We start from the raw sequence: 21,178 nt of genomic DNA, 5'->3' as shown, positions 1-21,178 counted from the left end.
GACGAATTACCGCTTCTTCGCGCCACAAACAGAATAGGATCATAGACGTGCATGTGTTGCCGGAGCAAACAGGGTGCCTGGGGCAGCTGTGGCAGCACATGTCGCTTGTTAGCCCCCACTCACTGCCAGACTTCTTAATTTGCATCCTTCCTCTTTTCCTTTAGCATGTAAACGTTTTCCCATTCATCTTGACGAAGGGCCGGCGAGCGGCGAAAATAGAGATATCAGGGATGAAATAAAGAAGAAGGATGGATTCGATATGGCCCAGTACTCACTCGCATCGTTATATCCATTGAACACAGGAAGTATCGCGGAACTGACGCGGCTCACGCGCCAGGATCGCGTGTTTACTTCAGCCACAGGGCTCCTGCCCTGGGATCTTGAGCTCAGGGGCGGCCAGCATGTCCTGGATCTGCGTTGTGGTACTGGGGAATGGGTGCTTACGCTGGCCAAACAATACAGCGATATCGAGATAACCGGCGTTGATCTCTCGTCGATTCTTGTTGAGTACGCCCAGAGCCTGGCTATCGAAGAAAGCCTGAGCCATGCCCATTTCCAGGTAACCACAATGAATCGCCGGCTGGCTTTTCCCGATGCCAGCATTGATCTTATCCATGCTCGTATGCTCAGCGGCTTCCTTTCGCCCGAGCTCTGGCCCAAATTATTTGCCGAATGCTATCGCTTGCTAAAGCCGGGCGGCGTTTTGATTGGCGTCGAGAGCAATGATATGGGTTCCTCTACAAGTCCTTCCTTGACGCGCCTTATCTCCCTTAGCATGAGCGCTCTGCGCCAGACCGGGCATTGCTTTACGCCAGCCGGCGAACATACTGGTGTGGCCCTGGTCTATCCTCGCTTGTTAGCGCAGGCCGGCTTTAGCAATATCCAGCGGGAAGCCTTTATTCTTGATTATTCGGCAGGAACCGCCAGCCACAGCGATATGCTGCACGATTGGGCTACGCTCTTTCAACTTGGAGGCGCTTTTCTTGCCCACATGAACGGCCTGAGCGAGGCCGAGATTGCGACTCTGCGCAATCGGGCCATCGCTGAGATGAACGCGCCAGATTTCTGTGCCCTGGCCTTTCTGCAGCGCGTATGGGCCTACAAGCCAGAAGAGTGCGCCTAAGAGCCCGCCTTGTTGTATTTGAGCAGCTGCTCTACTGTCACAAATGTATAGCCTTTCTTTTGCAGGCCTTTGATCATGAGTGGCAGGGCCTCAAGCGAGGTGGCCCGGCTCTCATACATGGTGTGCAGATCGATAATCGAGCCCGGCTGCACATGGGCAATGGTATAATCTGCAAGCTTCTGCGGCGTGGAGGCGACGTCGGCATAAGAATCGGGCTCGACATCCCACATAATCGTCAGGCGCTGATGCTGGCTTAGATAATATGGAAGCATAATAAACTTTTTGCCGTTGGGCGGGCGGAAATAAATGGGGCCCTGATAGCCAGCGGCGCGCAGCAGACGATCAGTCTTCTCTACTTCGTTCTGCATAAAATCGTAGGATTTGAGAACCATGCGCTGATGTGAGTAGGAGTGGTTGCCCAGCTCGTGGCCGGCCTTGACGATCTTGCGCGCCTCCTGGGGATATTTCTCTATCTGGTCCCCAATCAGGAAAAAGGTGGCCTTGATCCCCGTCTCGTCAAGTATCTGCAGGGTCTTTTCGACGTTTCCAGGCTCCGGACCATCGTCGAGGGTCAGGGCGACTACTTTCTGGGTCGTGTTGACGCGCTGCACCAGGCCGCCAAAGAATTGAAAGTCGCGCGAGTTGATCAGGTTTAAGCCGCCATACCCAAGCAAGGCAAGGACGCAGAGAAGCAGAATAATGCTGAGAAGAATACGCGTGAGCTTTGAAGGTTTTTTGGCTTTTCTTATTGAATCATTCATATAGTCATATAATCTCCTCTAGTGTGATAAGTGATGGAGGCGATTGCGGGCTGGCTTTCCATTGCCTGGCCCTTGTTTAGGATAGGCCTGCTAAGTAGCCTGCCTTGTGATGGTTCGAAGCTCTCTGCTACAATACAGCAAACTAACTTGTCTTGTCTAATGCTTTTTTTATTGCTATCGATACCCAAAAAGTATAATATAGAAGATGGAATTACGTCACCTACGATATTTTGTGGCCGTGGCCGAAGAAATGAACTTCACGCGCGCCGCGCAACGCCTGCAGATTACTCAGCCTCCTTTGACGCGTATCATTCAGGATCTGGAGGCTGAACTTGATGTCAAGCTTTTTGCGCGCAGCCGGGGCCAGGTCACGCTTACGCCGGCCGGCGAGACCTTTCTCAACGAAGTCTATGGCATCCTTGCCCATTGTGAGAAGGCCGTCCAGAAGGCCCAGCGCGTCAGCCGGGGCGAAGTGGGACAAGTGCAGATTGGCTTTAGCGAGACGGTAATTTGCAGTATGCTGCCCGACGCTGTGCGCCTCTTTGGCGAGCGTTTCCCGATGGTGCATGTGACGCTGCGCAACATGACGGCCTTGCCGGTGCGTGCGCATGTGCGCGCTATTCAAGAGCGGCGCCTGGATCTCGGCGTAGCTGCCTTTCCGCCGCCCGAGCCGGATATCAGTTGTGAATGCGTCTTGCGCTGCCCGCTTATGATCGCTCTGGCTGCCAATCATCCTCTCGCCGGCAAGGAAATCATTGAGCTCTCGGCCCTGAGCGCCGAAAACTGGATCTGGTTTCCCCGCCATCTCAACCCGGCCTACTACGATCTCTGCTTGCGCCTCTGCCAGCAGGCGGGCTTTGAGCCGCGCACTGTGCAACAAGTCGCTTCGGTACACGTAGGGCTGAGCCAGGTCGCGGCAGGTAATGGTATTGCGCTAGCCTGCGCCGCACTCCAGTGCATCAAGTGGGAGGGCGTGGTATATCGCCATATTCGGCCGCTGGCCTACCTTGACTTCTATATGATGTGGCGAAGCGAGGAAGCTTCCTCTTCCATCCTGAGCTTTGTGCAAACGCTACGCGAGGTGAGCGCCCAGCACGTTATCAGCACCGAATGAAGCCTGGCCTGTACGGGCTCACGTACCTGGCATGCTGATATCCAGCAGGCTGAGCAGGCCGGCTATCCCTCCGCCTGTGCGCGGCTTGACCTGCAGGCTCACGATCATCTCATCTTGCAAGATAAGCTCAAGATCCTCTGTGGGCATCGAGATGCTGCGCGGCCGGTGTGGCACTGGCGGCAGGTCGAGCAAGGGGACGGTAAAGCCTTCCGTTTGGTAGCCGGTGAGCTGCCAGCGCGCCGTTACCGTGTGATCGTGCTGCTGTATGTTGTGCAGATGAAAGTTAAGGCCGGGAATGCCTTCCTTGATGCCCTGGATAAAAGTCAGGAATTCCAGCTTATCCAGAGGGCGCGGCGTCCAGCCGCTAAAGAGAAAGCTATCGGCCAGGCAGTCAGAGGCCATTTCGTAATCGTCCTCCTCCAGGCCCGCGAAAAGTGCTCTGACGCTCTCAATATCGGCTTTGCTCATATGCTCTCATCCTGTTCAGGGTTATACTGCTTAAACTTTGCGTTTTCTCCATCCTATATGTTTGTCCAGCTGTCTGGCAAGCAGAACCGTGGAAAGTGGCAGGGCTTAAAATGCTACATCGACAATCTTCCTTACCCCCAATGAGCGAAAAGCAGAATAGCTATTCCCAGCTTGTTGCTCTTGATCCCCTGGGCCTGATACAATCATGAGTGTTCGTGTGCTATGTCACCTGGGCTTCGATGAAATGTCTGGGGCATCGAGGTATTACATCTTTTTCGCAGAGACTGGAGGGAGCAATGAGGTGAATCGCATGGATCGTCTTACCGCTATTGTTTTGCTTCTCCAGGGAGGCAGGCGCACGGCCGGAGAGCTCGCTCGCCGCTTTGAGGTATCCAAACGCACGGTGTTTCGCGATATCGAGGCGCTTTGTGAGATGGGAATCCCCATTGTGACCGAAGTGGGCATACATGGCGGCTATACGCTTATGGCTGACTACTCTCTATCTCCCCTGCAATTGACCTTCCATGAAACCATGCTGCTGCGCCTGGCCCTCAGTAGCATCTCTCTGCTGGCGCAAACTCCTTTCAAGCAGGAGCGAGAGTCTTTGCTCGCCAAGGTTCAGGCCCTCATTCCCCCGCGACACAAGCCTGAAACCGATCAGCTCTTACAGACAGTTCAGTTCAATATTCCAGCCCGCAGCTATGCCACACCGTTTATCGAGCGCTTTATTGAAAGCGCGCGCACGCAACAGTGGCTTCGTGTCACGTACCGTTCTCAGCAAAGAACCTCTCAGCAAACCATCCTCCCGCGCCGCCTCTTTTCCTCTGGAGGCTTCTGGTACTGCGAAGCGTATTCCCAGGAGCATCAGGAAGAGCGGACCTATCGTGTGGACCGCTTCGTTGCCGTGAGCGCAACCCGGGCACCGGAGCACCAGACGCCACTGCCTTCCAGGCTTCCCTATAAGCATCCTTCACATCCGGAGGTCCGTATCCGGTTGAGTGCACGCGGCATCCTGCTCATGGAGCGCAATCCTTATTTCAGCGACGCGATCCAACCACTTGGCGAGGAGGAAGGCTTGCTTTGCTTTCGCTGGCCACCAGCCGAAAACGACTGGCTTGCGCGCCTGCTGCTCAGCTTTGGCCCCGATGCAGAAGTACTCGCCCCTCCATCCTTACGCGATCTCGTGCGCGAAATGGCTCAGGAGATTGTGGAGCGTCACTATCAACAGTGACATAAGCTTGTCACTATTTCTCCCTTACACTTTCTTCTAGAGCAATAAAGTGCAATTCGATGATTGACTCTAGAAAAGCACTGTCAACATTTAATAAGGGAGAAATATATGGAAGATCAGAATAGAAGCGATAGGGAGCAAGATCGGCGAAACGAGACATCATCCTCGTGGACTATCCATCCCTGGGTTGCCGAAGGGCAACACAAGATCCGCTTTGGTGCTCAGATGGCCGATCAGGGCACTGACTGGCAAGAGCAACGCGATTGGGTACAGATGGTAGAAAACCTCGGCTTCGACTCGTTCTGGGTTAGTGACCATCCCTTTCTGTCCCAAGACGCCTGGATCACGCTGACCATCGCGGCACAAGCAACCAGGAAGATTCGCCTGGGGACCCTGGTCAGCTGTATCTTCTATCGCAGCCCCGCATTGCTTGCCCGCCTGGCTGCCGACGTGGATCGCCTGAGCAACGGGCGCGTGATTCTTGGGGTGGGCATTGGAGATTTGCCCCAGGAGTTTGAACGCCTTGGTATACAGCTTCAGAGCGTCAAAGAGCGGCAGCAAGCGCTGGAAAAGGCGATCCAGACGATTGTGGAATTGTGGCAAAGCGAGGATTTTGCCTGGCAGGGAACACCTTTGCAAACGCAGCAGATGCGTTTGGCCGGGGTGCCGGTACAACAGCCTCGTATCCCGCTGTTGATCGCCGGTGGAGGCGAGCGTGTGACGCTGCGTCAGGTGGCACAATATGCCGATGTCTCCAACTTTGGCGCACATGCTGTTATGGGAGGAGCCTATGACCTTTCTGACGTGGCACGCAAGTATGCTGCCTTGCGTAGACATAGTGAGGCTCAGGGGCGACCGTACAACACTGTCTTGCGTAGCCATTTGACTTTCCCGCTGGTTCTGGCTGAGACGCCCGAGGCATTGCGTATCAAACTCGATAGACTTCCACAGGGATGGCTCAAGATGTTTAGATCAAGCCTCATCGCCGGGGTGCCACAAGAGGTGCTCAGCTTCTATCAGGCGCTGGCCTCTGCGGGCGTCCAGTACTTTATCTGCTCGCTCTTCCGTGGTGATGGGGAAACCTTGCAACTCCTGGCTGAACAGATCATGCCCGCCCTGAAAGAAGCGCCGACTCTCCTCTAGCTAGTCTTGACAGCGGACCAGCTTCCGCCTCTTTACATTACGCGATATACAGCAGACCATATGACAAAGGCGCATGTTATATGGCCTGCTTTTCGTTTAGAGAGACTGCCAGGCAGGATTTTTCGCAATTTGGTGAGAATACCGCTAATAAGCAGACAGTAAACAGTTCATAAAAGTATATGCAGCAAAATTCCTGGTAAAACCTATGCTGAATAAATAGGGAGCTATCTATGAAAAAGACGTATAAATTTATTTTATAGGAAATGAGGGCCTGCTAAGACAGTTGAGTACAGCATACCTTCTACCTGCCTTTGCCTATCTAGACTGTAACACATGATGGTAATAAATACTGTGAGAAAGCTCATAGAGAATTTTCTGGCGCTATCGCCGTAAAACTGATCTTGAATGAGAGCCCGTTCCGGGGAATGAGAAATTTTGGCCCCTGAAACTGTTCTTATGACCCTTGCTTTGTTGCTGAATTCACCTATAAAATAGTCCTCAAAATCACTCTACAGCAGAAAGGATTCACCGAACATGCAGGTAAGAAAGGCGACCCTCAACGAGGTCGCATGGCTGATAGATCTCTCAGCGCGCGTCCAGGCTGCTTTAACTGCGGCTGGAAGCCTGCAACATATTGGTCCATTAGAGCGCGATATGGTCGAGCAGGCCACTTTAGAGGGCCATGCATATGTTTGTGAGGATAAGGGGCAACGGATTGGCAGCGTACTGGTCGAGCCAATAGGGCTCTTTCCGGCGCAGTGGCTCAAAACCTGGCAGCTTGAAGGTTTGCCCGCGCCGCTCTGGTATCTGCATGCCCTGATGCTCGATCCGGTCCTGCAGGGACGGGGCACAGGCCTGGCTTTTCTGGAAGGCGTGAAGGCGCGCGTCATCCCCACGCAGGGCAGCATTACACTCAATTGCTGGGCGGGCAATGACAAGTTACGCGATTTCTATCGGCGAGCCGGCTTTACGCTACAAGGCGTCTTCGGGGAGAAAGATTATGAGATTGCAGTCTTTTTTTGTTCCGCTAACGCCCGGGTGCGCGAAGGTATAGAGCCGGCTAGTGCCTGAGGATAAGTACTTTAAAGTTGCCCATACCAGCTGGATCGGTTAGGGCGGCTGCGCGTTGGCGTAGATTGTACCATTGCAAGAGCGCTGCCTGACCGCGATCGGAGCTGCGTTCGGTATCGATAATCGCGAAATCTCTGGCCCGGATACGCGTTAGCTCTTCATCTATGCCGTAAGCCTTCAGCCATTCGCGCTGCGTTGTATAGCCGGAAAGGTGCAGGCCGTGCCGGCGTCCCTCGTTGATCAAGGCGCTAAAATTGACGTGTGCAGTAATATCCTGCCGTCCTGGGCGAGCCAGCGGCTGCTCGACAAGCTGGTGTTGGTAATAACAGGCAAGCGTTCCATAGTGACGGTAGCGGCTGTAGAGCTCGCGAGCCTTCTCACCATAATCGATAGCGAGTATATATCCGTGCCGTTTGCCTCGACGGGTCGGGCAGGCCACGGGCGTAGTCAGAAGTTGGGCGGTGCGTGCCATCCAGGTCAGGGCATCAAGATTAATCTCGGCGCGCCAACCGTCCTCAAAGCTGCGCCAGGGAATCTTATAGCTATCAAGATAGTTTGCCACCTCGGGACTGCTCGGCTCGTCCAGCAGAACGCCTAACCGCCCCTCTTGCTCCACGACGTAGAGCTCGTAGAGCTGCGCGCCATGTTTTTCTACGATGTGGACCGGAAAGGCATCGACAAGTTCATTGGAAATAATTACTGTAGGGGCCAGGGCCTGTAAGCGCTCAGCCTGCAAGGCATCCTGCCCTGACTTAATGTCTGCTGTGTGATACGTAAGAGCCCGGGCCAGCTCGGGCGCTTCCTGCCTGGCCCAGTTCTGCACACCGTGCGCCAGGTCTCCCCGACCCGCGCCCTGTTCCAGAACCGTAAAGGGCTCGGGACGTCCCAATTTTTCCCACATGCTTTGTAGCTGACGACCCATGCAATGGGCAAAGAAATCGGCGACATCAGTGCTGGTATAGAAATCGCCCTGCCAGCCAACGTGGCTCTCTCCATTGACATAATAGCCGTAGCCGGGCTCGTAGAGGGCCATACGCATATACTCGGCAAACGTCATACGGCCTGCCTGTTGAATGCGGGCAAGGATAAGTTGCTGAAGCTGTGTCGTAGTTGTGGCCATAAAAAATTTATCCGCCAAAGTTGATAATGAGCAGATCAAGCGCCATCTCGGGAGCCAGGCGGCTGCGCTTGAGCGCGGCATCGGTAGCCAGTAGCTGGCGATACGTTCCCTCAAGTTGTGCGGCATTGAAGTTTCCCACCTGACGCAGGGCCTTCTCGGCGATGAAGGGCGCGATGCCTAACGTTGAGGAGATCTGCCCGGCGCGCATCCCTTTCTGAGCCAGCTCTTTGACAAGCAGCAGTGAGCGAACCTGCGAAGTGATCGTGCTGATCAATTTGAGGGGCGGCTCGCCATCGGAGAGCAGATCATGCAGAATGTTTAAGGCCTTCTTGCGGTTGCGCTGGGCCAGGGCGTCGGTCAGGTCGAAGATGCGCGCCTCCTGCACTTGCGCCGACAACTGGCGTACCTCCTCGGCGCTGATCGTCGCGCCTGCGCCGGCATAAGTAGCCAGCTTATCCAACTCGTTGGCCAGCAAGCGCAAGTTATTGCCAATAAAGTTAGCCAGCAGCGAAGCGGCCTCGGGCGCAATCTTCACCTGGGCAGTTTTGGCCCGGTTCACTATCCATTTTTCCAGGGCTGCCCCTTTAGGCAGCGTGCTTTGTAGAACCTTGCCATGCTGGGCCGCAGCTTTTAGCAGAGGATGGGAGGCCTCTAAGGCTTCGTCAAGCAGGAGGGCCAGCACCGTGCTCTCCGGCATGGTGGGGATATACTCGGCTAACGCTTTCTCGAATCCTGCCCGCGTGAGGCTCGCGCTCTTGCCTTTCTTTCCCTTTTTGGTTTTACCGGTCGCTGCCCCTTCCGTGGCTTTCTCGCTGGCAGCAGCTTTGGCCGATTCGCCGCGCTTACGTTTTGGCAAGCCGTCGATCAGCACAAAACGCTGCTCGCTAAGAAAGGGCAGCGTATCACAGGTTATAAGGATGGTCTTGAGGTCTACCTCGCTACCGCTATAGGTATCCTGGTTGTACTCGAAATCACCCTCACGCCTGATTTTTTTGAGTTGCTCGCGACTGGTAAATTCATCATCGCCATGCAGGAGATAGAACATAGCTTTACCTGAGTATTAATGCTGTTCGGCGAAATCGTGCTCAGGCCGCCGATAATCGCGGCTGCGGCGACGGGCGATGAGCAGATCGACAAGGATGCCCAGCGAGAGGCCGGCTGCCGAGCAGAGCAGGACCGAACCGAAGAAAATGGCCGCGCCGTTGGCGTTGGGCATTGGCTTATCAAATATCAGGGTGCCCACCCAGGCCAGAATGGCCAGGAAGCCGATTAAGGCGCCGACAAAGGCTCCAAAGACTACCGCGCCCTTGCTCTTGACTGCGCTCAGCCAGAAGGCCAGGAAAAGCGCTATAGGCAGCGCAAGCACAAAGCCCCAGAAGTCCGCTACAAAAATAAAGTTAGTTATATCCACATTTATTGCAGGCGCCATCGCAGATAACAAGACCATTATAGAAAACCTCCTGAAGGATAATCCGTATTTTTGCCGGGGTGATGGTAGAGATTCATCGCCCTTTTCCCTGCGTATACGTTATTTTCATTATACGGCAGTCGCGCCAGGCTGACAACTCGGCAAAAGGGTTTTGCAGGGCTATTTAATTTTCCTGTTTTGCCCCACCCACCCACCCGAGAAGAAGGGAAAATGGGGCACGCCCCATGCCCCGGCAGAGGACTGGCTGTCCTCTGCACTCCTGCTTCACTAAAAACTAAATAGCCCTGAGGGTTTTGAGGTCCAGCCCCAAGCCCCAGGTTAAGGGCCATGTGGCCCTTAACCATCCCGCTTTGAAATATCGGTTATTCGGGTGTGTGCGCGTCGGCCTGGGATTGGCGGTGGGCTTGAGCGCGTTCATAATAGCCATCGGCGCTGCTTAGCAGGTTGTCCCGCTCCTCTGCCCGCAGTTCGCGCACAACTCTGGCCGGGGCGCCCAGGGCCAGAACGCCGCTCGGTATGTCTTTGCCCTCGCTTACCAGAGCACAGGCGCCGATTATCGTCTGTGCGCCTACATGAGCACGATTGAGCACTACGGCGTTCATCCCGATCAGTACGCGATCTTCCAGCGTGGCGCCGTGGACGACGACATTATGCCCAAGCGTGCATTCATCACCGATTGTCAGCGGGGCATCGTCATCGGCATGCAGGGTGCTATTATCCTGGATGTTGCTGCGCCGCCCGATCACGATTGGGGATGTGTCACCGCGAATTACCGCGTTATACCAGACGCTAGAGCCCTCTCCAATCGTGACATCGCCAATGATCATCGCGCCGGGCGCAATAAAGACATCAGCGGCGATGCGCGGCCACTTGCCATTAAAGGGCAAAATAGGCATGCTAGCTTATAACCTCCTTGTGCTAAGCGCGTCAAAGCTGCGATCTCGTCTCAGGTTGGCCGTTGATAGATGAGTTGGCCCACTCGTGCAAGCACGTACCTGGTCAGCGGCTCGTCGCTCTGATCGGCAGTCATGGCCACGATGATCAGCGGCATATCAGGTTTTTGCTGCGGAAACAGGATACCGGCATCATGGATGATACCCGCCAGGCCGCCAGTTTTGTGCGCAAAAGGAATATCCTCGCCCCAATAAGCTGGCAGAATGGTTGTATCATTCTGTTGCAAGAGGAAGTCAATGATATGCTCGCGCTCGGGCACCTCGGGCGTACAAAGATAGGCAAAGAGCCGGGCCATATCGCCTGCCGTGGCCCAGTTATCCCGTCCGGCCGCCCGCGCCTCCAGATCCATAAAGTGTCGCTCCAGACGGATCGAGGGCAAGCCCAGCTCTTGCATCGTCGCGTTGACCGCATCCATGCCCACCAGATCGAGCAGAACATTGGCCGCCGTGTTATCGCTGATAGTAATCATAAGATGGGCCAGATCGTGCACAGAGAGCCTTAGCTCCGCAGAAAGATCGGCCAGCACTCCTGCGCTGGTGGCGCGAGCTGCCTCAGGGACTGCGTGGCCTTCTTCCCAACTCAGGCGGCCGGATGCAACCTGGCGCGCAACCTCTAGCAGTATAGGCACTTTGACCAGGCTGGCCGCCGGATAAAGCGTATTCGGATTGATCGAGACCAGATCTTGAGGAACCGCTTTCTCCATACGCATAACGATGCAGGAGGAGCGTCCTCCTAATCTTGCCAACTCTTGCTCAATTTGTTCTTGCATCAGGATACCACTCGCTTGATTGCCCAGACGATATGGTCAAGGCGTTCATGATAATGTGGCTGGCTGGGATCGAAGCTATTGATCGTCACGCGCTGATACGGTTCGCCCGCAGCATGGATATATTCTTTATTGTTCAGTGCCATGGCCACATGCGTAATACTCTTGCTGCCAAAGAAGATCAGATCGCCCTCCTGCATCTCCTCCCGCTTGATCGTGTGGGTCAGGGCATCGTGCTGCTGATCGGCGTCGCGTGGCAGAATATAGCCACCCATGCGATAGCAGAGCTGCACAAACGCGCTGCAATCGATCCCACGCCAGCTTGTACCACCCCATAAGTAGGGAACATTAAGAAAAGCATGTCCATAGGTAATAATCGTCACGATGGGCGCGTGTGGATAGATTTCGTTGCCCTGCCGAATACTTATATCCCGGCGGGCCAGCCAGCCGCTCTGCTCAGCGGGGAGGGCTACCTGAACGCGCTCCTGATCCGTCGTATCGAGCAGGGGCAGCGCGGTTGAGAGATAGACTGTATCCAGCGTCTCGTTGCCAGTAGCCGCTCCATATAAGGGTGCATGGGTAGCGGTGACCACAGCTACCAGATCCAGAGGTGTGGCGCAGTGCTCACCAACCTTGCAAAAGCCTTTGCGCACGGGCTCGGCCAGCTCCCCGCTCTGTATCCAGCCCTCGTAGTCCACCAGGACAACGTGTGTCCACGCGCCTGAGCTTTCGCCGCCCTGGGCCGGAGCGTTCAGCAAGGCTTGCGTGACAAGTTCGGAGGCTGGATCGGGATCGCGGCGTACATCGGCAACGCCGACCGAGATGGCATAGGTATTTGGCATGGCGTGATTGTATCCTTCTAGAAGTTAGCGTAATGCGTTGGTGACGACAAACATCAAATTGGCTGGGCGCTCAGCCATGCGGCGCATAAGATAGGGATACCATTGCGTCCCATATGGCACGTAGACACGCATATTATATTCCTGCTTGACGAGCTTCTCTTGTAGATCGCGACGAATGCCATAGAGCATTTGAAACTCAAAGCTGGCTTTGCTGATTCCCTGATCGCGGACGTACTGGTTGGCCTCGCGCAGGATCGCTTCGTCATGTGAGGCGATAGCCGGGAAATTGCCCCGCGAGAGCAGCATTTTCATGAGCAGGACATAGTTTTTGTCAACGTCGCTTTTATTCTGAAAAGCCACGCTGGGCGGCTCTTTATAGGCACCCTTAACCAGGCGAATGCGCACCCCCTGCTCGATAAGCTTCTCAACATCTTTCTCACTGCGATAAAGATAGGTTTGAATGACTGTGCCAACCTGCTCAAACTCCTTGCGAATGGCCAGGGTCATCTCAACCGTACGTTCTGTATAATCAGAGCCTTCCATGTCGATGCAGACAAAGATGTCATACTCGGCGGCCTTCTGCAGGATCTTGCGCATATTTTGCAGGCATAGATCGGGAGAGATGTCAAGGCCCAGGGCCGTAAGCTTGATGGAAATATTGGCATCTACGCCTGAGAGTTTGATCTGCTCAAGGGCCGCGATATAGTCTCCGGTCGAGGCTTCGGCCTCGCTGGCTTCAAAGACGTTTTCGCCAAGGTGATCAAGGGCAACTTGAATATTTTGCTGATTCAGCTGGCGCGTGGCTCGGATAGCCTCTTCAAGAATCTCGCCGGCCACAAAGCGTCGCGAGACGCCGCGCGTGGCGCGATTGCTCACGACAAAATCTCGTAACTTCTGGTTCTGTGCAAGATACAGCAATGTATCCTTGAGAAACACGCTCATCGTTTCCCTTCTCCTGTTCTGCGCCAATGGCTATGCTGATAAATAGCCTTATTGCTATCTACCACTATTAGTTTGTCAAGGTTAGCGGGAGGCGTGAAACAAGTGGGGATGCAAGAGGCAACTGCCCCTTGACTGGGGCCTGGGGCTGTGCCCCGGTTCTCTCCCCTCCTGCCGCCGTAGGCGGCGCACTCGTCAATCTCTACTTGACAAAACGCTTGAAACGTCACTAAAGGGTTGTAGGATGTCGATAAATTCATCTGAAATAGGTCCAACTTGCGGATTGTTAGCTTCTTCCTTCCTGTGTCACGGCATGACTGCTTAGCTGCTTCATTATATCATGTGGGCTTTGTATTTAACTCTTCTTTTAAAGTAGGCAAATATGGCCCGGGAAGGTAGGAAATACTGCAGGGCAAGCTCTGAGATTTGTCTCATCTCGCCTTTTTCCTGCTAGCTGTTGGGGAGATGGCATAGCGGGTCAAGCCGCAGGCTTACCATCTCAGCAGGCAGCGTAGCGCGAAATCCCACAACTTATTGGGCGCGAAACGATGCAGCGCGATTACCAGGCTCGCCTTAAAGGGAATCGAGTAGTACGCGCGAGGTCGCCGGCTCTCTAAAATCTTGCTCACGGTATCGGCAAAGAGCTGCGCCGGAAAGCCATGCTGGCTAGAGGTCTTGACCATATTTTCGCTGTACGTGAGCAAACGGCTATAGGGTCCGTTGCGGTGTTGATTCAAGTGCGGGGCGGCCTGATTTGCACTCGTTTGCCAGATGTTGGTAGGCGAGGATTCGGGCTCGATTACCACGACCCGCACACCAAAGGGGGCAAGCTCGATGCGCAGGGCATCGCTAAGCGCTTCCAGGGCGAACTTGCTGGCTGAGTAGGCTCCTACGATTGGCATAGAGATACGCCCGCTCACACTGCTCACGTTGATAATGGTGCCGCGCCCGGCTTTGAGCAGTGGGAGCAAAGCCTGTGTGACGTCAATATGGGCAATGACATTGATCTCGAACTGTGAGCGTAGATCATCCAGCTCGATCAGCTCGATGGGCGCACCGAAGGCGGTCCCGGCGTTGTTTACGAGGGCGTGCAAGGGTGGAGTGCCTTCTATCTGCATGCGCTCGCCGAGCTGGGCCTCGACCTGCTGAGCAAGCGCGCGTACCTGCTCATGCTGCGTTATATCGCAAAATATGATGCTGAGGTTGTCCTGGCAGCCGCGCTCTGTGGCTTCAGCTAACAGGCTTTCCCGATCTGCCTCCTTGCGTACTGTGGCAAAAACATGCCAATTGCGACTGGCTAAGCTAAGGGCGGTAATGCGCCCAAAGCCGCTAGAGCAACCGGTGATAACTATGTATTTCTTATCCATGTGTTGATCCGATGCGATTCCATAATCCCAGGCGAATAAGCTCGTTGCGGGCCTCGAAGCCGAAGAGGTCGGGGTCCATATCGCGGCCATGACGAATAACGAGGCCGCGTAGCATCTCGATTTGTTCGGCCTTGCTAGCGCTGTCTCGTTCGAATGGGATGTGCTGGGCTAGCTGCTCCACAGCCTGCCTGTGATACCACTGTTCTTGTGTCTCTGTCATTGGCTTGATTATATGAAATATGCTTTAGTCTGCTCCTGTCCTATCCTGGCCTGTACTGTGACTTTAAGGCCTGTTTAGTGTAATGGTAACATGTGCCGCTAGCGTATTCAAGGGATCTGAGCATGCTCCCAGGGCTTTCCACTGCTCATTTGTCTCGTCTCATTGCTGACAGGAAAGGAAACATGGGAGCTACGCCGCGATACTTGTTCCCCGCTTAAGGGACGCCGCCAGCGAGCAAATGAGCCCTTCACAAAGCTTTTTCTTGAGTACTGGAAAGCCTATGGGGTATTTTGAATTTAAATTGTAAGTAAAGTAAAAAATGTGAAAAATTATTACTATTACATTTATTTCTATATATTTGTTAAGTTGTATTTTGGGTAAGATATGTGCGTAGCAGGGATAGGTAGGCCAGTTTGGGTAAGGAGCGCTGATACATCTTTATACAGAATGAGGAGTAGAGCGACATAGCCCTTTTGCCCTACTGGCGGCGGCAAAACTTGATCCTACAGGTCATCAATGCTAATGTTTCTAATAATCAAGACATATCGACGAGGTAAGCAAAAAGATGTTCTGTGCATATTGTAACGTTGCGCGACCAGAGAACGAAGCACCATGTCCGCAGTGTGGTGCGCCATCACCTCTGCTGAGCAGCCCGCAAGCTGCAAACTGGGGCATGGTGGAACCGGTAGCTCCGTCGTGGGGAAATTCCCCAAATCAGGCAACTAATTCGGGGAGTATGCCGGCATCTCAAGCCTCGTTTAATTCGCAGCCTTTACCCGACCCTAATGCTCTCTGGTCGTATAGCGGTAACGCGCCATCGCAGCCGCTGCAATGGGGCCAACCCGCGCTCCAGGAGGCGAGCCCGTCCCAACAACAGTGGGGTCAAATCTCACCTCAGGAAGCGAGCCCTGCCCAGCAGCCGTGGGGTCAACCCGCGCCTCAGGAAGTGAGTCCGGCCCAACAACAGTGGGGCCAGTTTTCGTCACAAGAGGCGAGCCCGTCCCAACAGCCACCGCAATCGCTGTTGCCAGTTCCCTATCAACCGGGAGTGAATCTGCCTGGTTTTCCGCAGGGAACCATGCAGCTCGTGCCGGTGCAGAGTGTTGAGCAGTTATTGCCCGACCTGCCAGAGGCCGAAGGGGCCATCTATGTGCCCCCAATGTATACCAAGCCGCGACCGATTATTCCGCGGTATCGCATTATCAGTGGCCTCTTAAGCGTAATCATCGTGGCCTTGCTGGCTTGTGGTGGTACTGCTTATTATGCCAAAGCCAGCGGAAAGCTTGATCAGTTTCAGCGTTTCCTCACCGGCAACCCACCGCCAAGCATCTCGCCTACTGCAGGCCCAGGGATACCAGATCCGCCCGATACTGTCGTGCATGGCCCTGAGTTCGATACCATTCCTTCCGCGACCACCACGGCTAAGATAGATGACCATTCCGTGGCCATGCAGCCGCAAAGAGTCTTTCAGATCGGCCAGAAATTCTGGGTGACTTATAGCATCCAGCATCCCAAGACGAAGGGTACGGTCTCCACCAAGTGGTATATGAATGGCGTCTATTACCGGACCGTCGAGGACGATACAAAAGTGGTAGAGGAGGGCAAAACTGCAAACGGTGGGGCTTCTATGGTCTATCAGGTACCAGCCTCGGGAAAAGTAGAGATATATTGGAATGGCAAGCTGGCGCAAGCGCTCTACTTTGCTGTGCGCTAGCGAGCGCTTAAGCCACTTTGTTACATCGTCCCTGTCGTATGCGCAAGCCTGAGATCTCCTGTGCCTATGATCAGGAGGGAAGCTACGGTTAGAGAGTTTGCCCGCTGTCTACGGTAATAATCTGGCCAGTCAAAGCATCCTGCTCTAGAACTGCGCAGATGAAATTAGCGATATTCTCGGGTGTGGCGATGTTCTGCAATAAGAGGTTCGGCAAGAGCTCTTGCCTGCGCTCTTCCTGACCGGCCCACCAGCGTGTAGCGACGGCGCCAGGCGCAATACAGCAAACTCTTATCTCCGGGGCAAGTGCATGAGCCAGCGATTTTGTCAGACCATGTATTGCGGCTTTGGAGACCGCGTAGGGCAATGAGGAACCAACCCCGGTCAGCCCAGCTATGCTCCCAACGTTTACAATCGCCCCTTGCTTCTTTTGCTTCATCAGCGGGGCGACGGCCCGGGCGCAGAAAAACATGCCCTTGACGTTTACCGCGTAGAGCTCGTCCCAGGCATCCTCAGTTGCAGCTTCCAGGTCAGCGAGCGGGATGTGGCGCGTGATCGAGGCATTGTTGACAAGCAGATCAACTGTGCCGAACTGCTGCGCGACCTCCTGAACCATCGCGCGTACTTCGCTATCTACTGAGACGTTGGCTTTGAGCGCTATGGCCTGCCCGCCTGACTGCTTGACCAGGCTTAGCGTTTCCTCGGCCTCAGTCTGTGAGCGCGCATAGTTTATCGCGACCGTGGCCCCGCGTTGGGCCAGGGCGATGCTGGTTGCCCTGCCAATACCTGTCGCACCGCCAGTAACGAGGGCTACCTTATTATGTAAATTCATTCCAAGCTGCCTTTCTTTCTGCTATCTTTGCTGCCCGCACCTAAGCGCAGACGTCATTCTCGTGGTCAACTTTTTTCTTCGCTCTTCTACTTCACAAGCATAGCAGGCTATGTTATATTAAGCAATACAAAGTATCTGGATGATTCATTCAGTTTTTCTGATAGATTGAGCAGGAAGAAAGCGAGCTGAATCGGTGGATTTACGCCATTTGCAAACCTTTAAGGTTATCGCGGAAGAGGGCAGCTTTGTGCAGGCTGCTGAGCGCTTACAGTATGCCCAATCGACGATTACGCTGCAAATTCAGCAGCTAGAAGAAGAGCTGGGCGTGGAGCTCTTTGATCGGCGCCGACGTAAGATCAAACTTACATTGGCCGGCCAGACCTTGCTTACGCATGCCCAGCACGTGCTCAATCAGGTCGAGCAGATGCAGCAGGATCTCTCGGACTTAATCGGGGGAGAGAGCGGCTATCTGCGCGTGGGTATGATCGAGCCGGTAGCGCGTCTGTATCTTACCCACGCCTTGCGTAGGTTCAGGGCGCACTATCCGCGCATTCGCCTGACAATGGAGATTTTAAGCACGATTCGTACGCATGAGCAGCTTGAAGCAAATCAAATTGATCTTGGCATCTCAACGCCACCCCCGGCCAGTAGCGGCTTTGCTTTTGAGCCGCTGCTGATCGATGAGATGGTTCTTGTGCTGCCCCGCGAGCATCCCTTGCAGGCGCAAGCCGCCATTACCCTCAGCCATCTGCAAAACGAGTGCCTCATGCTTACCTATCCTCCCTGCGCCTATCGAACGGCGATTGAGCAGGCTTTTATGGCCCACGGCCTCCCGCTGACCTTCAATATTGAGATCGGCAGCCTTGAAGTGATGAAGCAAGCCGTTGCCGCTGGCCTGGGCATTGCTATTGTACCCCAGCTTGCCGCACAGCATATCCCGGCCGGGACCGTCATTCGCAGCATCGCAGACTGGAATTTCCATTTGCCCATTGGCTTCATTACGCGCGCGATCCCGCTTCCCCAGGGCAAGGCGTTGCAGGCCTTCAAGACCTTTGTGAAACAAGCGATCGCGGAAGGGCAGCCGGACCCCGCGTAATCCTGGTGGCGCTCTGTCTAGCCTGTCGGGCCGACAAGCTATTTCTGACCTTTTGGACAGCGTATGACTCTTCTTCTGTACAGCGCCAGCGCTTCTTTTCTTGCCTATACTATGCGCAGGTAGCAATAAGCCTTTTCGGCTAAGAAAGGAAACACAGTTATGCCAGAACTCACATTGATTGTGCCGTTTGAGGTGCCACCCGGCCAGGAAGAAGACATGCGCCGGCAGTGGCACGCAGTGGCCGAGCCATTGAGCCAGGCCCCAGGCTTTATTTCCGCCCGGCTGTATGCAGTTGATCATGAGCTTGAGCAGTATTTGGCTGATAAGCAGGGCCTGCGCTGGCTAGAGCAGCGACCCCAGGGGCGGGCCAGGTTTAGCTTCGTCAATATTGCCAGGTGGGAATCGCTGGAGCGCTACGAAGCCGCCATTCGTCAGCCCTCGCGCGGCAAGCCCATAGCTTATCCCAATTATCCCGCCTATTATCGTCTGGCCCGGCTCACCGGAGTCTCGGCGGGCGAGAGTATGGCCTGGCAGCCAGCGAGCAAGTCGGCCTTTACCTTTATCGTACCGTTTGCCGTGCCAACTGGTCAGGAAGAAGAGATGCGCCGACAGTTTAGCGCGATCGTCACGAGCATGGAGGAGATCGGGCGCCCGCCAGGTTCTTTCGGGCCGGGCCTTTTAGAGCTAGATCCGCAGGTTGAAGCGCGCCTGCGCAACTTTCTCTCCGAGCAGCTTGGCCAGCAGGAGAGCCGACCGGAATTTAACTTCTTCAATATCGCCGAATGGGAGTCGCCAGAGCGCTATGTGGCTGCGATCCAGGCTATGCATAGCCGCACGCGTCCCATCTCCTTCACCAGCTTTCCCGCCTATTATCGCGTTGTTGGCGCGTATAGCGGACCAGGAAAGGGAGCGGAAACGGCATGATCACTGTAGGAATCATTATTGGTAGCACGCGTCCGGGCCGCAAGAGCGAAGGTGTTGCGCGCTGGGTGCAGGAGATTGCGGCAAAGCGTAGCGATGCTAAGTTTGAGCTCGTTGATCTCAAGGACTTTCCCCTACCGCACCTTGGCGAGTCGTTGCCGCCGGAACTGGAAGAGGATCGTCAGGCGCATATTAAGGCCTGGGCTGAGAAGATAAGCTCCCTCGACGCTTACATCTTTATCACGCCCGAGTACAACCATGGCCCGCCAGGCGTGCTCAAAAACGCCATCGATTATCTGTATGACGAGTGGAGCAATAAAGCGGCGGGCTTCGTCAGCTATGGTGGCGTCGGCGGCGCACGCGCCGTAGAGCATCTGCGCCTGGTGATGGCCGAACTACAGATCGCTGATGTGCGCTCTCAGGTTAGTCTCTCGCTCTTCGCTGACTTCGAGAATTATAGCGCCTTAATGCCACTTGCTCACCAGGTGGATGCCCTCAATGCCATGCTTGATCAGTTGCTTGGCTGGGCTGGTGCCCTGAAGACGCTGCGTATTGAGGCAACCAGCGTGTGAGGGGCAGGTGTGCGAAGTAACTATGCAGAGGGGCAGGAACACAAGCCTGCCTCACTGCTCATCTGGCCTGCAGCTCAGTGCGCAACTGGAGGGAGGATCGTTCCTCTAAATTATTTGCACTGTGTCTCGACGGTGACATCCCCAAAGACCTTCACCTGACAGGCGAGGCGCATGTTAGGATTCTTTCTCAGATCGCTGCGCAGCCAGAACTTCTCCATAAAGGACAGCTGATTGGTGTTTGTGGAGGGGGAGACAGCGACACGATCAGTGCCACAGAGACCATTGCCATGGCAATTCGCAAATTTGTATATGCCACAATAGACGGGAACGTCATTTTCCAGGGCCGGGTAGCGCACGCTATCGCCTTCTGGCACATCAACCTTTATATTTTCACGCACGTACGTAATAGTTGGCACGTCTATCCTCCGTTGTAACGATGTAAGAATTAGTTCAAAAAATATGAGGCGACCCACAGGTCGTTTCTTCTGGTCAGAGTGTAGCACAGAAGGTAAAGAGCGTCAACAATTCTGGCTGACATGATAGGCAACAAAATGCGCGCAGAGGCGCCCCTGCGGTTTCGTTCAGGACCTTGCCTCTATCCCAGTGGCGTCAGGGGGTCCTGGAAAGTTGTTGCCCCTGTGACCTGAACGGTTAGCGTAAATGTTGTAGCGCCCATATCGGTGATCTCAACGGAAAAGCTTCCTGTGCGATGCTCGGCGGGTAGGAGCGCCTGTACGCTAAATGTTCCCTGCCCATTAGCATGGGTTTGTAAGATCTGACCGGCCGGGCTATTGAGCCTTTTGTGCTGGTCGTAGGTGAAGACGATGAGATCAGCTGGGCCAAAGCCGCTCCCTTCGAGGGTAAGCAAGGTGGGTTGCGTGGGGCTAATGCGGGCAGTGACCCTGGCCTGGCTATGGGCGGAACTGGCGGTAGCTGGCTCTTTATTGATCAGGGCAAAGGCTACGATGCTGCTGGCCAATAGGAAGATGATGCAGGAAGCTGCGGTAATCACCGATATAGCGCGCCCCGAGGGAAAGACTTTGCGCAAGAAAGCGCCACGCTCTTCTCGACTTATTTCTATGCTGTCCACGCATGGTAAGGTTGCTTTGTTGTGCCATTCCAGGATTGCCGCCGTTTGCGGCGCGGGCAAGCTCATTTGCTCGGGCTCATGCTGTACCAGGCGCCGCGGCTCTGTCTCGGGTTTGGCCAGGCTCTGGACCGCGATTTTGCTCGATTGATAGGGTTGATCCTCTGGATGGAGCCCCGAATAGTGCCCGGCGCGATGGGGCGAGGCTGGCGGAATAAACTGATTTGTCTGCTCCAGAGTTTGTGGTATCCTTGGCTTTTTCTTGACGAAAACGTACTGACAATGGCTACACGTTTTCGTTGTGGCTCGTTGCAAGCGATGACACCCGGGACAGCGTTTTGTTTCCATAAAAAATTTCTAACTTCCGTCGAGAACTAATCTGCTGATACAGTATTTCCTGATTTGCCCTGC

General features: G+C 54.6%; 23 protein-coding genes. 9 read left to right on the top strand and 14 right to left on the bottom strand.

Annotated features, from left to right (window positions below):
- Positions 1 to 259: 259 nt before the first annotated feature.
- Positions 260 to 1,123, top strand: a complete 864-nt coding sequence (locus EPA93_RS27430; protein WP_129890562.1) for a class I SAM-dependent methyltransferase — start codon at positions 260 to 262, stop codon at positions 1,121 to 1,123.
- Here EPA93_RS27430 and EPA93_RS27425 read toward each other — a convergent pair.
- Complete coding sequence (locus tag EPA93_RS27425) at positions 1,120 to 1,884, bottom strand: polysaccharide deacetylase family protein (protein ID WP_129890561.1); 765 nt, start codon at positions 1,882 to 1,884, stop codon at positions 1,120 to 1,122. The two genes, EPA93_RS27430 and EPA93_RS27425, sit on opposite strands and share 4 nt — an antisense overlap.
- A gap of 205 nt (positions 1,885 to 2,089) precedes the next feature.
- On the opposite strand from EPA93_RS27425, the gene EPA93_RS27420 reads away from it, so the two are divergent.
- Complete coding sequence (locus EPA93_RS27420) at positions 2,090 to 2,998, top strand: LysR family transcriptional regulator (RefSeq protein WP_129890560.1); 909 nt, start codon at positions 2,090 to 2,092, stop codon at positions 2,996 to 2,998.
- A gap of 18 nt (positions 2,999 to 3,016) precedes the next feature.
- Here EPA93_RS27420 and EPA93_RS27415 read toward each other — a convergent pair whose 3' ends face one another.
- Positions 3,017 to 3,466 carry a nuclear transport factor 2 family protein gene (locus tag EPA93_RS27415; RefSeq protein WP_129890559.1) on the bottom strand — a complete coding sequence of 150 codons (450 nt, stop codon included), beginning with the start codon at positions 3,464 to 3,466 and terminating at the stop codon, positions 3,017 to 3,019.
- Positions 3,467 to 3,776: 310 nt separating this feature from the next.
- On the opposite strand from EPA93_RS27415, the gene EPA93_RS27410 reads away from it, so the two are divergent.
- The 3 genes from EPA93_RS27410 to EPA93_RS27400 all read left to right on the top strand — a co-directional run bounded on the left by EPA93_RS27410 (position 3,777) and on the right by EPA93_RS27400 (position 6,911).
- Entirely contained in the window at positions 3,777 to 4,697 is a 921-nt protein-coding gene (locus EPA93_RS27410) for a helix-turn-helix transcriptional regulator (RefSeq protein WP_165423427.1), read from the top strand.
- Positions 4,698 to 4,805: 108 nt separating this feature from the next.
- Positions 4,806 to 5,840 carry an LLM class flavin-dependent oxidoreductase gene (locus tag EPA93_RS27405; protein WP_129890557.1) on the top strand — a complete coding sequence of 345 codons (1,035 nt, stop codon included), beginning with the start codon at positions 4,806 to 4,808 and terminating at the stop codon, positions 5,838 to 5,840.
- Between the two features lie 534 nt (positions 5,841 to 6,374).
- Positions 6,375 to 6,911 (top strand): GNAT family N-acetyltransferase, encoded by a 537-nt coding sequence (locus EPA93_RS27400; protein WP_129890556.1) that lies wholly within the window; start codon positions 6,375 to 6,377, stop codon positions 6,909 to 6,911.
- Here EPA93_RS27400 and EPA93_RS27395 read toward each other — a convergent pair.
- The 9 genes from EPA93_RS27395 to EPA93_RS27355 form a co-directional block, all read right to left on the bottom strand.
- On the bottom strand, positions 6,901 to 8,031 hold the full coding sequence (locus EPA93_RS27395; protein ID WP_165423426.1) for a class I SAM-dependent methyltransferase: 1,131 nt from the start codon (positions 8,029 to 8,031) through the stop codon (positions 6,901 to 6,903). The genes EPA93_RS27400 and EPA93_RS27395 overlap by 11 nt on opposite strands.
- A 7-nt stretch (positions 8,032 to 8,038) precedes the next feature.
- Positions 8,039 to 9,076, bottom strand: a complete 1,038-nt coding sequence (holA, locus tag EPA93_RS27390) for a DNA polymerase III subunit delta (RefSeq protein WP_129890554.1) — start codon at positions 9,074 to 9,076, stop codon at positions 8,039 to 8,041.
- Between the two features lie 15 nt (positions 9,077 to 9,091).
- On the bottom strand, positions 9,092 to 9,478 hold the full coding sequence (locus EPA93_RS27385) for a PTS sucrose transporter subunit IIBC (RefSeq protein ID WP_242527151.1): 387 nt from the start codon (positions 9,476 to 9,478) through the stop codon (positions 9,092 to 9,094).
- A 344-nt stretch (positions 9,479 to 9,822) separates the two neighbouring features.
- Positions 9,823 to 10,356 carry a gamma carbonic anhydrase family protein gene (locus EPA93_RS27380; protein ID WP_129890553.1) on the bottom strand — a complete coding sequence of 178 codons (534 nt, stop codon included), beginning with the start codon at positions 10,354 to 10,356 and terminating at the stop codon, positions 9,823 to 9,825.
- Positions 10,357 to 10,406: 50 nt separating this feature from the next.
- Positions 10,407 to 11,183: a serine hydrolase gene (locus EPA93_RS27375; protein WP_129890552.1), complete on the bottom strand. Its 777-nt coding sequence runs from the start codon at positions 11,181 to 11,183 to the stop codon at positions 10,407 to 10,409.
- Entirely contained in the window at positions 11,183 to 12,022 is an 840-nt protein-coding gene (locus EPA93_RS27370) for a C40 family peptidase (protein WP_129890551.1), read from the bottom strand. Before EPA93_RS27370 ends, EPA93_RS27375 begins: the two co-directional genes overlap by 1 nt.
- Before the next feature lie 24 nt (positions 12,023 to 12,046).
- Positions 12,047 to 12,964 carry a proline dehydrogenase family protein gene (locus EPA93_RS27365; protein WP_129890550.1) on the bottom strand — a complete coding sequence of 306 codons (918 nt, stop codon included), beginning with the start codon at positions 12,962 to 12,964 and terminating at the stop codon, positions 12,047 to 12,049.
- A gap of 488 nt (positions 12,965 to 13,452) precedes the next feature.
- Positions 13,453 to 14,328 carry an SDR family NAD(P)-dependent oxidoreductase gene (locus EPA93_RS27360; protein WP_165423425.1) on the bottom strand — a complete coding sequence of 292 codons (876 nt, stop codon included), beginning with the start codon at positions 14,326 to 14,328 and terminating at the stop codon, positions 13,453 to 13,455.
- Positions 14,321 to 14,548 (bottom strand): hypothetical protein, encoded by a 228-nt coding sequence (locus EPA93_RS27355; protein WP_129890548.1) that lies wholly within the window; start codon positions 14,546 to 14,548, stop codon positions 14,321 to 14,323. Before EPA93_RS27355 ends, EPA93_RS27360 begins: the two co-directional genes overlap by 8 nt.
- Positions 14,549 to 15,113: 565 nt before the next feature.
- Between EPA93_RS27355 and EPA93_RS27350 the strand changes: the two genes are divergently transcribed.
- Entirely contained in the window at positions 15,114 to 16,262 is a 1,149-nt protein-coding gene (locus tag EPA93_RS27350) for a hypothetical protein (protein WP_129890547.1), read from the top strand.
- A gap of 88 nt (positions 16,263 to 16,350) precedes the next feature.
- On the opposite strand, the gene EPA93_RS27345 is transcribed toward EPA93_RS27350, so the two are convergent.
- Entirely contained in the window at positions 16,351 to 17,091 is a 741-nt protein-coding gene (locus EPA93_RS27345; RefSeq protein ID WP_129890546.1) for an SDR family NAD(P)-dependent oxidoreductase, read from the bottom strand.
- Positions 17,092 to 17,284: 193 nt separating this feature from the next.
- Here EPA93_RS27345 and EPA93_RS27340 point away from each other — a divergent pair, with 193 nt between their 5' ends.
- The 3 genes from EPA93_RS27340 to EPA93_RS27330 all read left to right on the top strand — a co-directional run bounded on the left by EPA93_RS27340 (position 17,285) and on the right by EPA93_RS27330 (position 19,680).
- Positions 17,285 to 18,187 (top strand): LysR family transcriptional regulator, encoded by a 903-nt coding sequence (locus EPA93_RS27340; protein WP_129890545.1) that lies wholly within the window; start codon positions 17,285 to 17,287, stop codon positions 18,185 to 18,187.
- Positions 18,188 to 18,346: 159 nt separating this feature from the next.
- A complete protein-coding gene (locus EPA93_RS27335; protein ID WP_129890544.1) occupies positions 18,347 to 19,111 on the top strand; it encodes an antibiotic biosynthesis monooxygenase family protein in 765 nt (254 codons plus the stop codon).
- Positions 19,108 to 19,680 carry an NADPH-dependent FMN reductase gene (locus EPA93_RS27330; RefSeq protein ID WP_129890543.1) on the top strand — a complete coding sequence of 191 codons (573 nt, stop codon included), beginning with the start codon at positions 19,108 to 19,110 and terminating at the stop codon, positions 19,678 to 19,680. Before EPA93_RS27335 ends, EPA93_RS27330 begins: the two co-directional genes overlap by 4 nt.
- Positions 19,681 to 19,790: 110 nt before the next feature.
- Here EPA93_RS27330 and EPA93_RS27325 read toward each other — a convergent pair whose 3' ends face one another.
- A complete protein-coding gene (locus EPA93_RS27325; protein ID WP_165423424.1) occupies positions 19,791 to 20,096 on the bottom strand; it encodes a 2Fe-2S iron-sulfur cluster-binding protein in 306 nt (101 codons plus the stop codon).
- A gap of 179 nt (positions 20,097 to 20,275) precedes the next feature.
- Positions 20,276 to 21,115 (bottom strand): hypothetical protein, encoded by an 840-nt coding sequence (locus EPA93_RS27320; RefSeq protein WP_129890541.1) that lies wholly within the window; start codon positions 21,113 to 21,115, stop codon positions 20,276 to 20,278.
- Between the last annotated feature and the right edge of the window lie 63 nt (positions 21,116 to 21,178).

This window comes from Ktedonosporobacter rubrisoli, assembly GCF_004208415.1.
GTDB lineage: Bacteria > Chloroflexota > Ktedonobacteria > Ktedonobacterales > Ktedonobacteraceae > Ktedonosporobacter > Ktedonosporobacter rubrisoli.
Note: the sequence above shows the minus strand (reverse complement) of the source record. Positions and strands in the feature narration are given on the sequence as shown.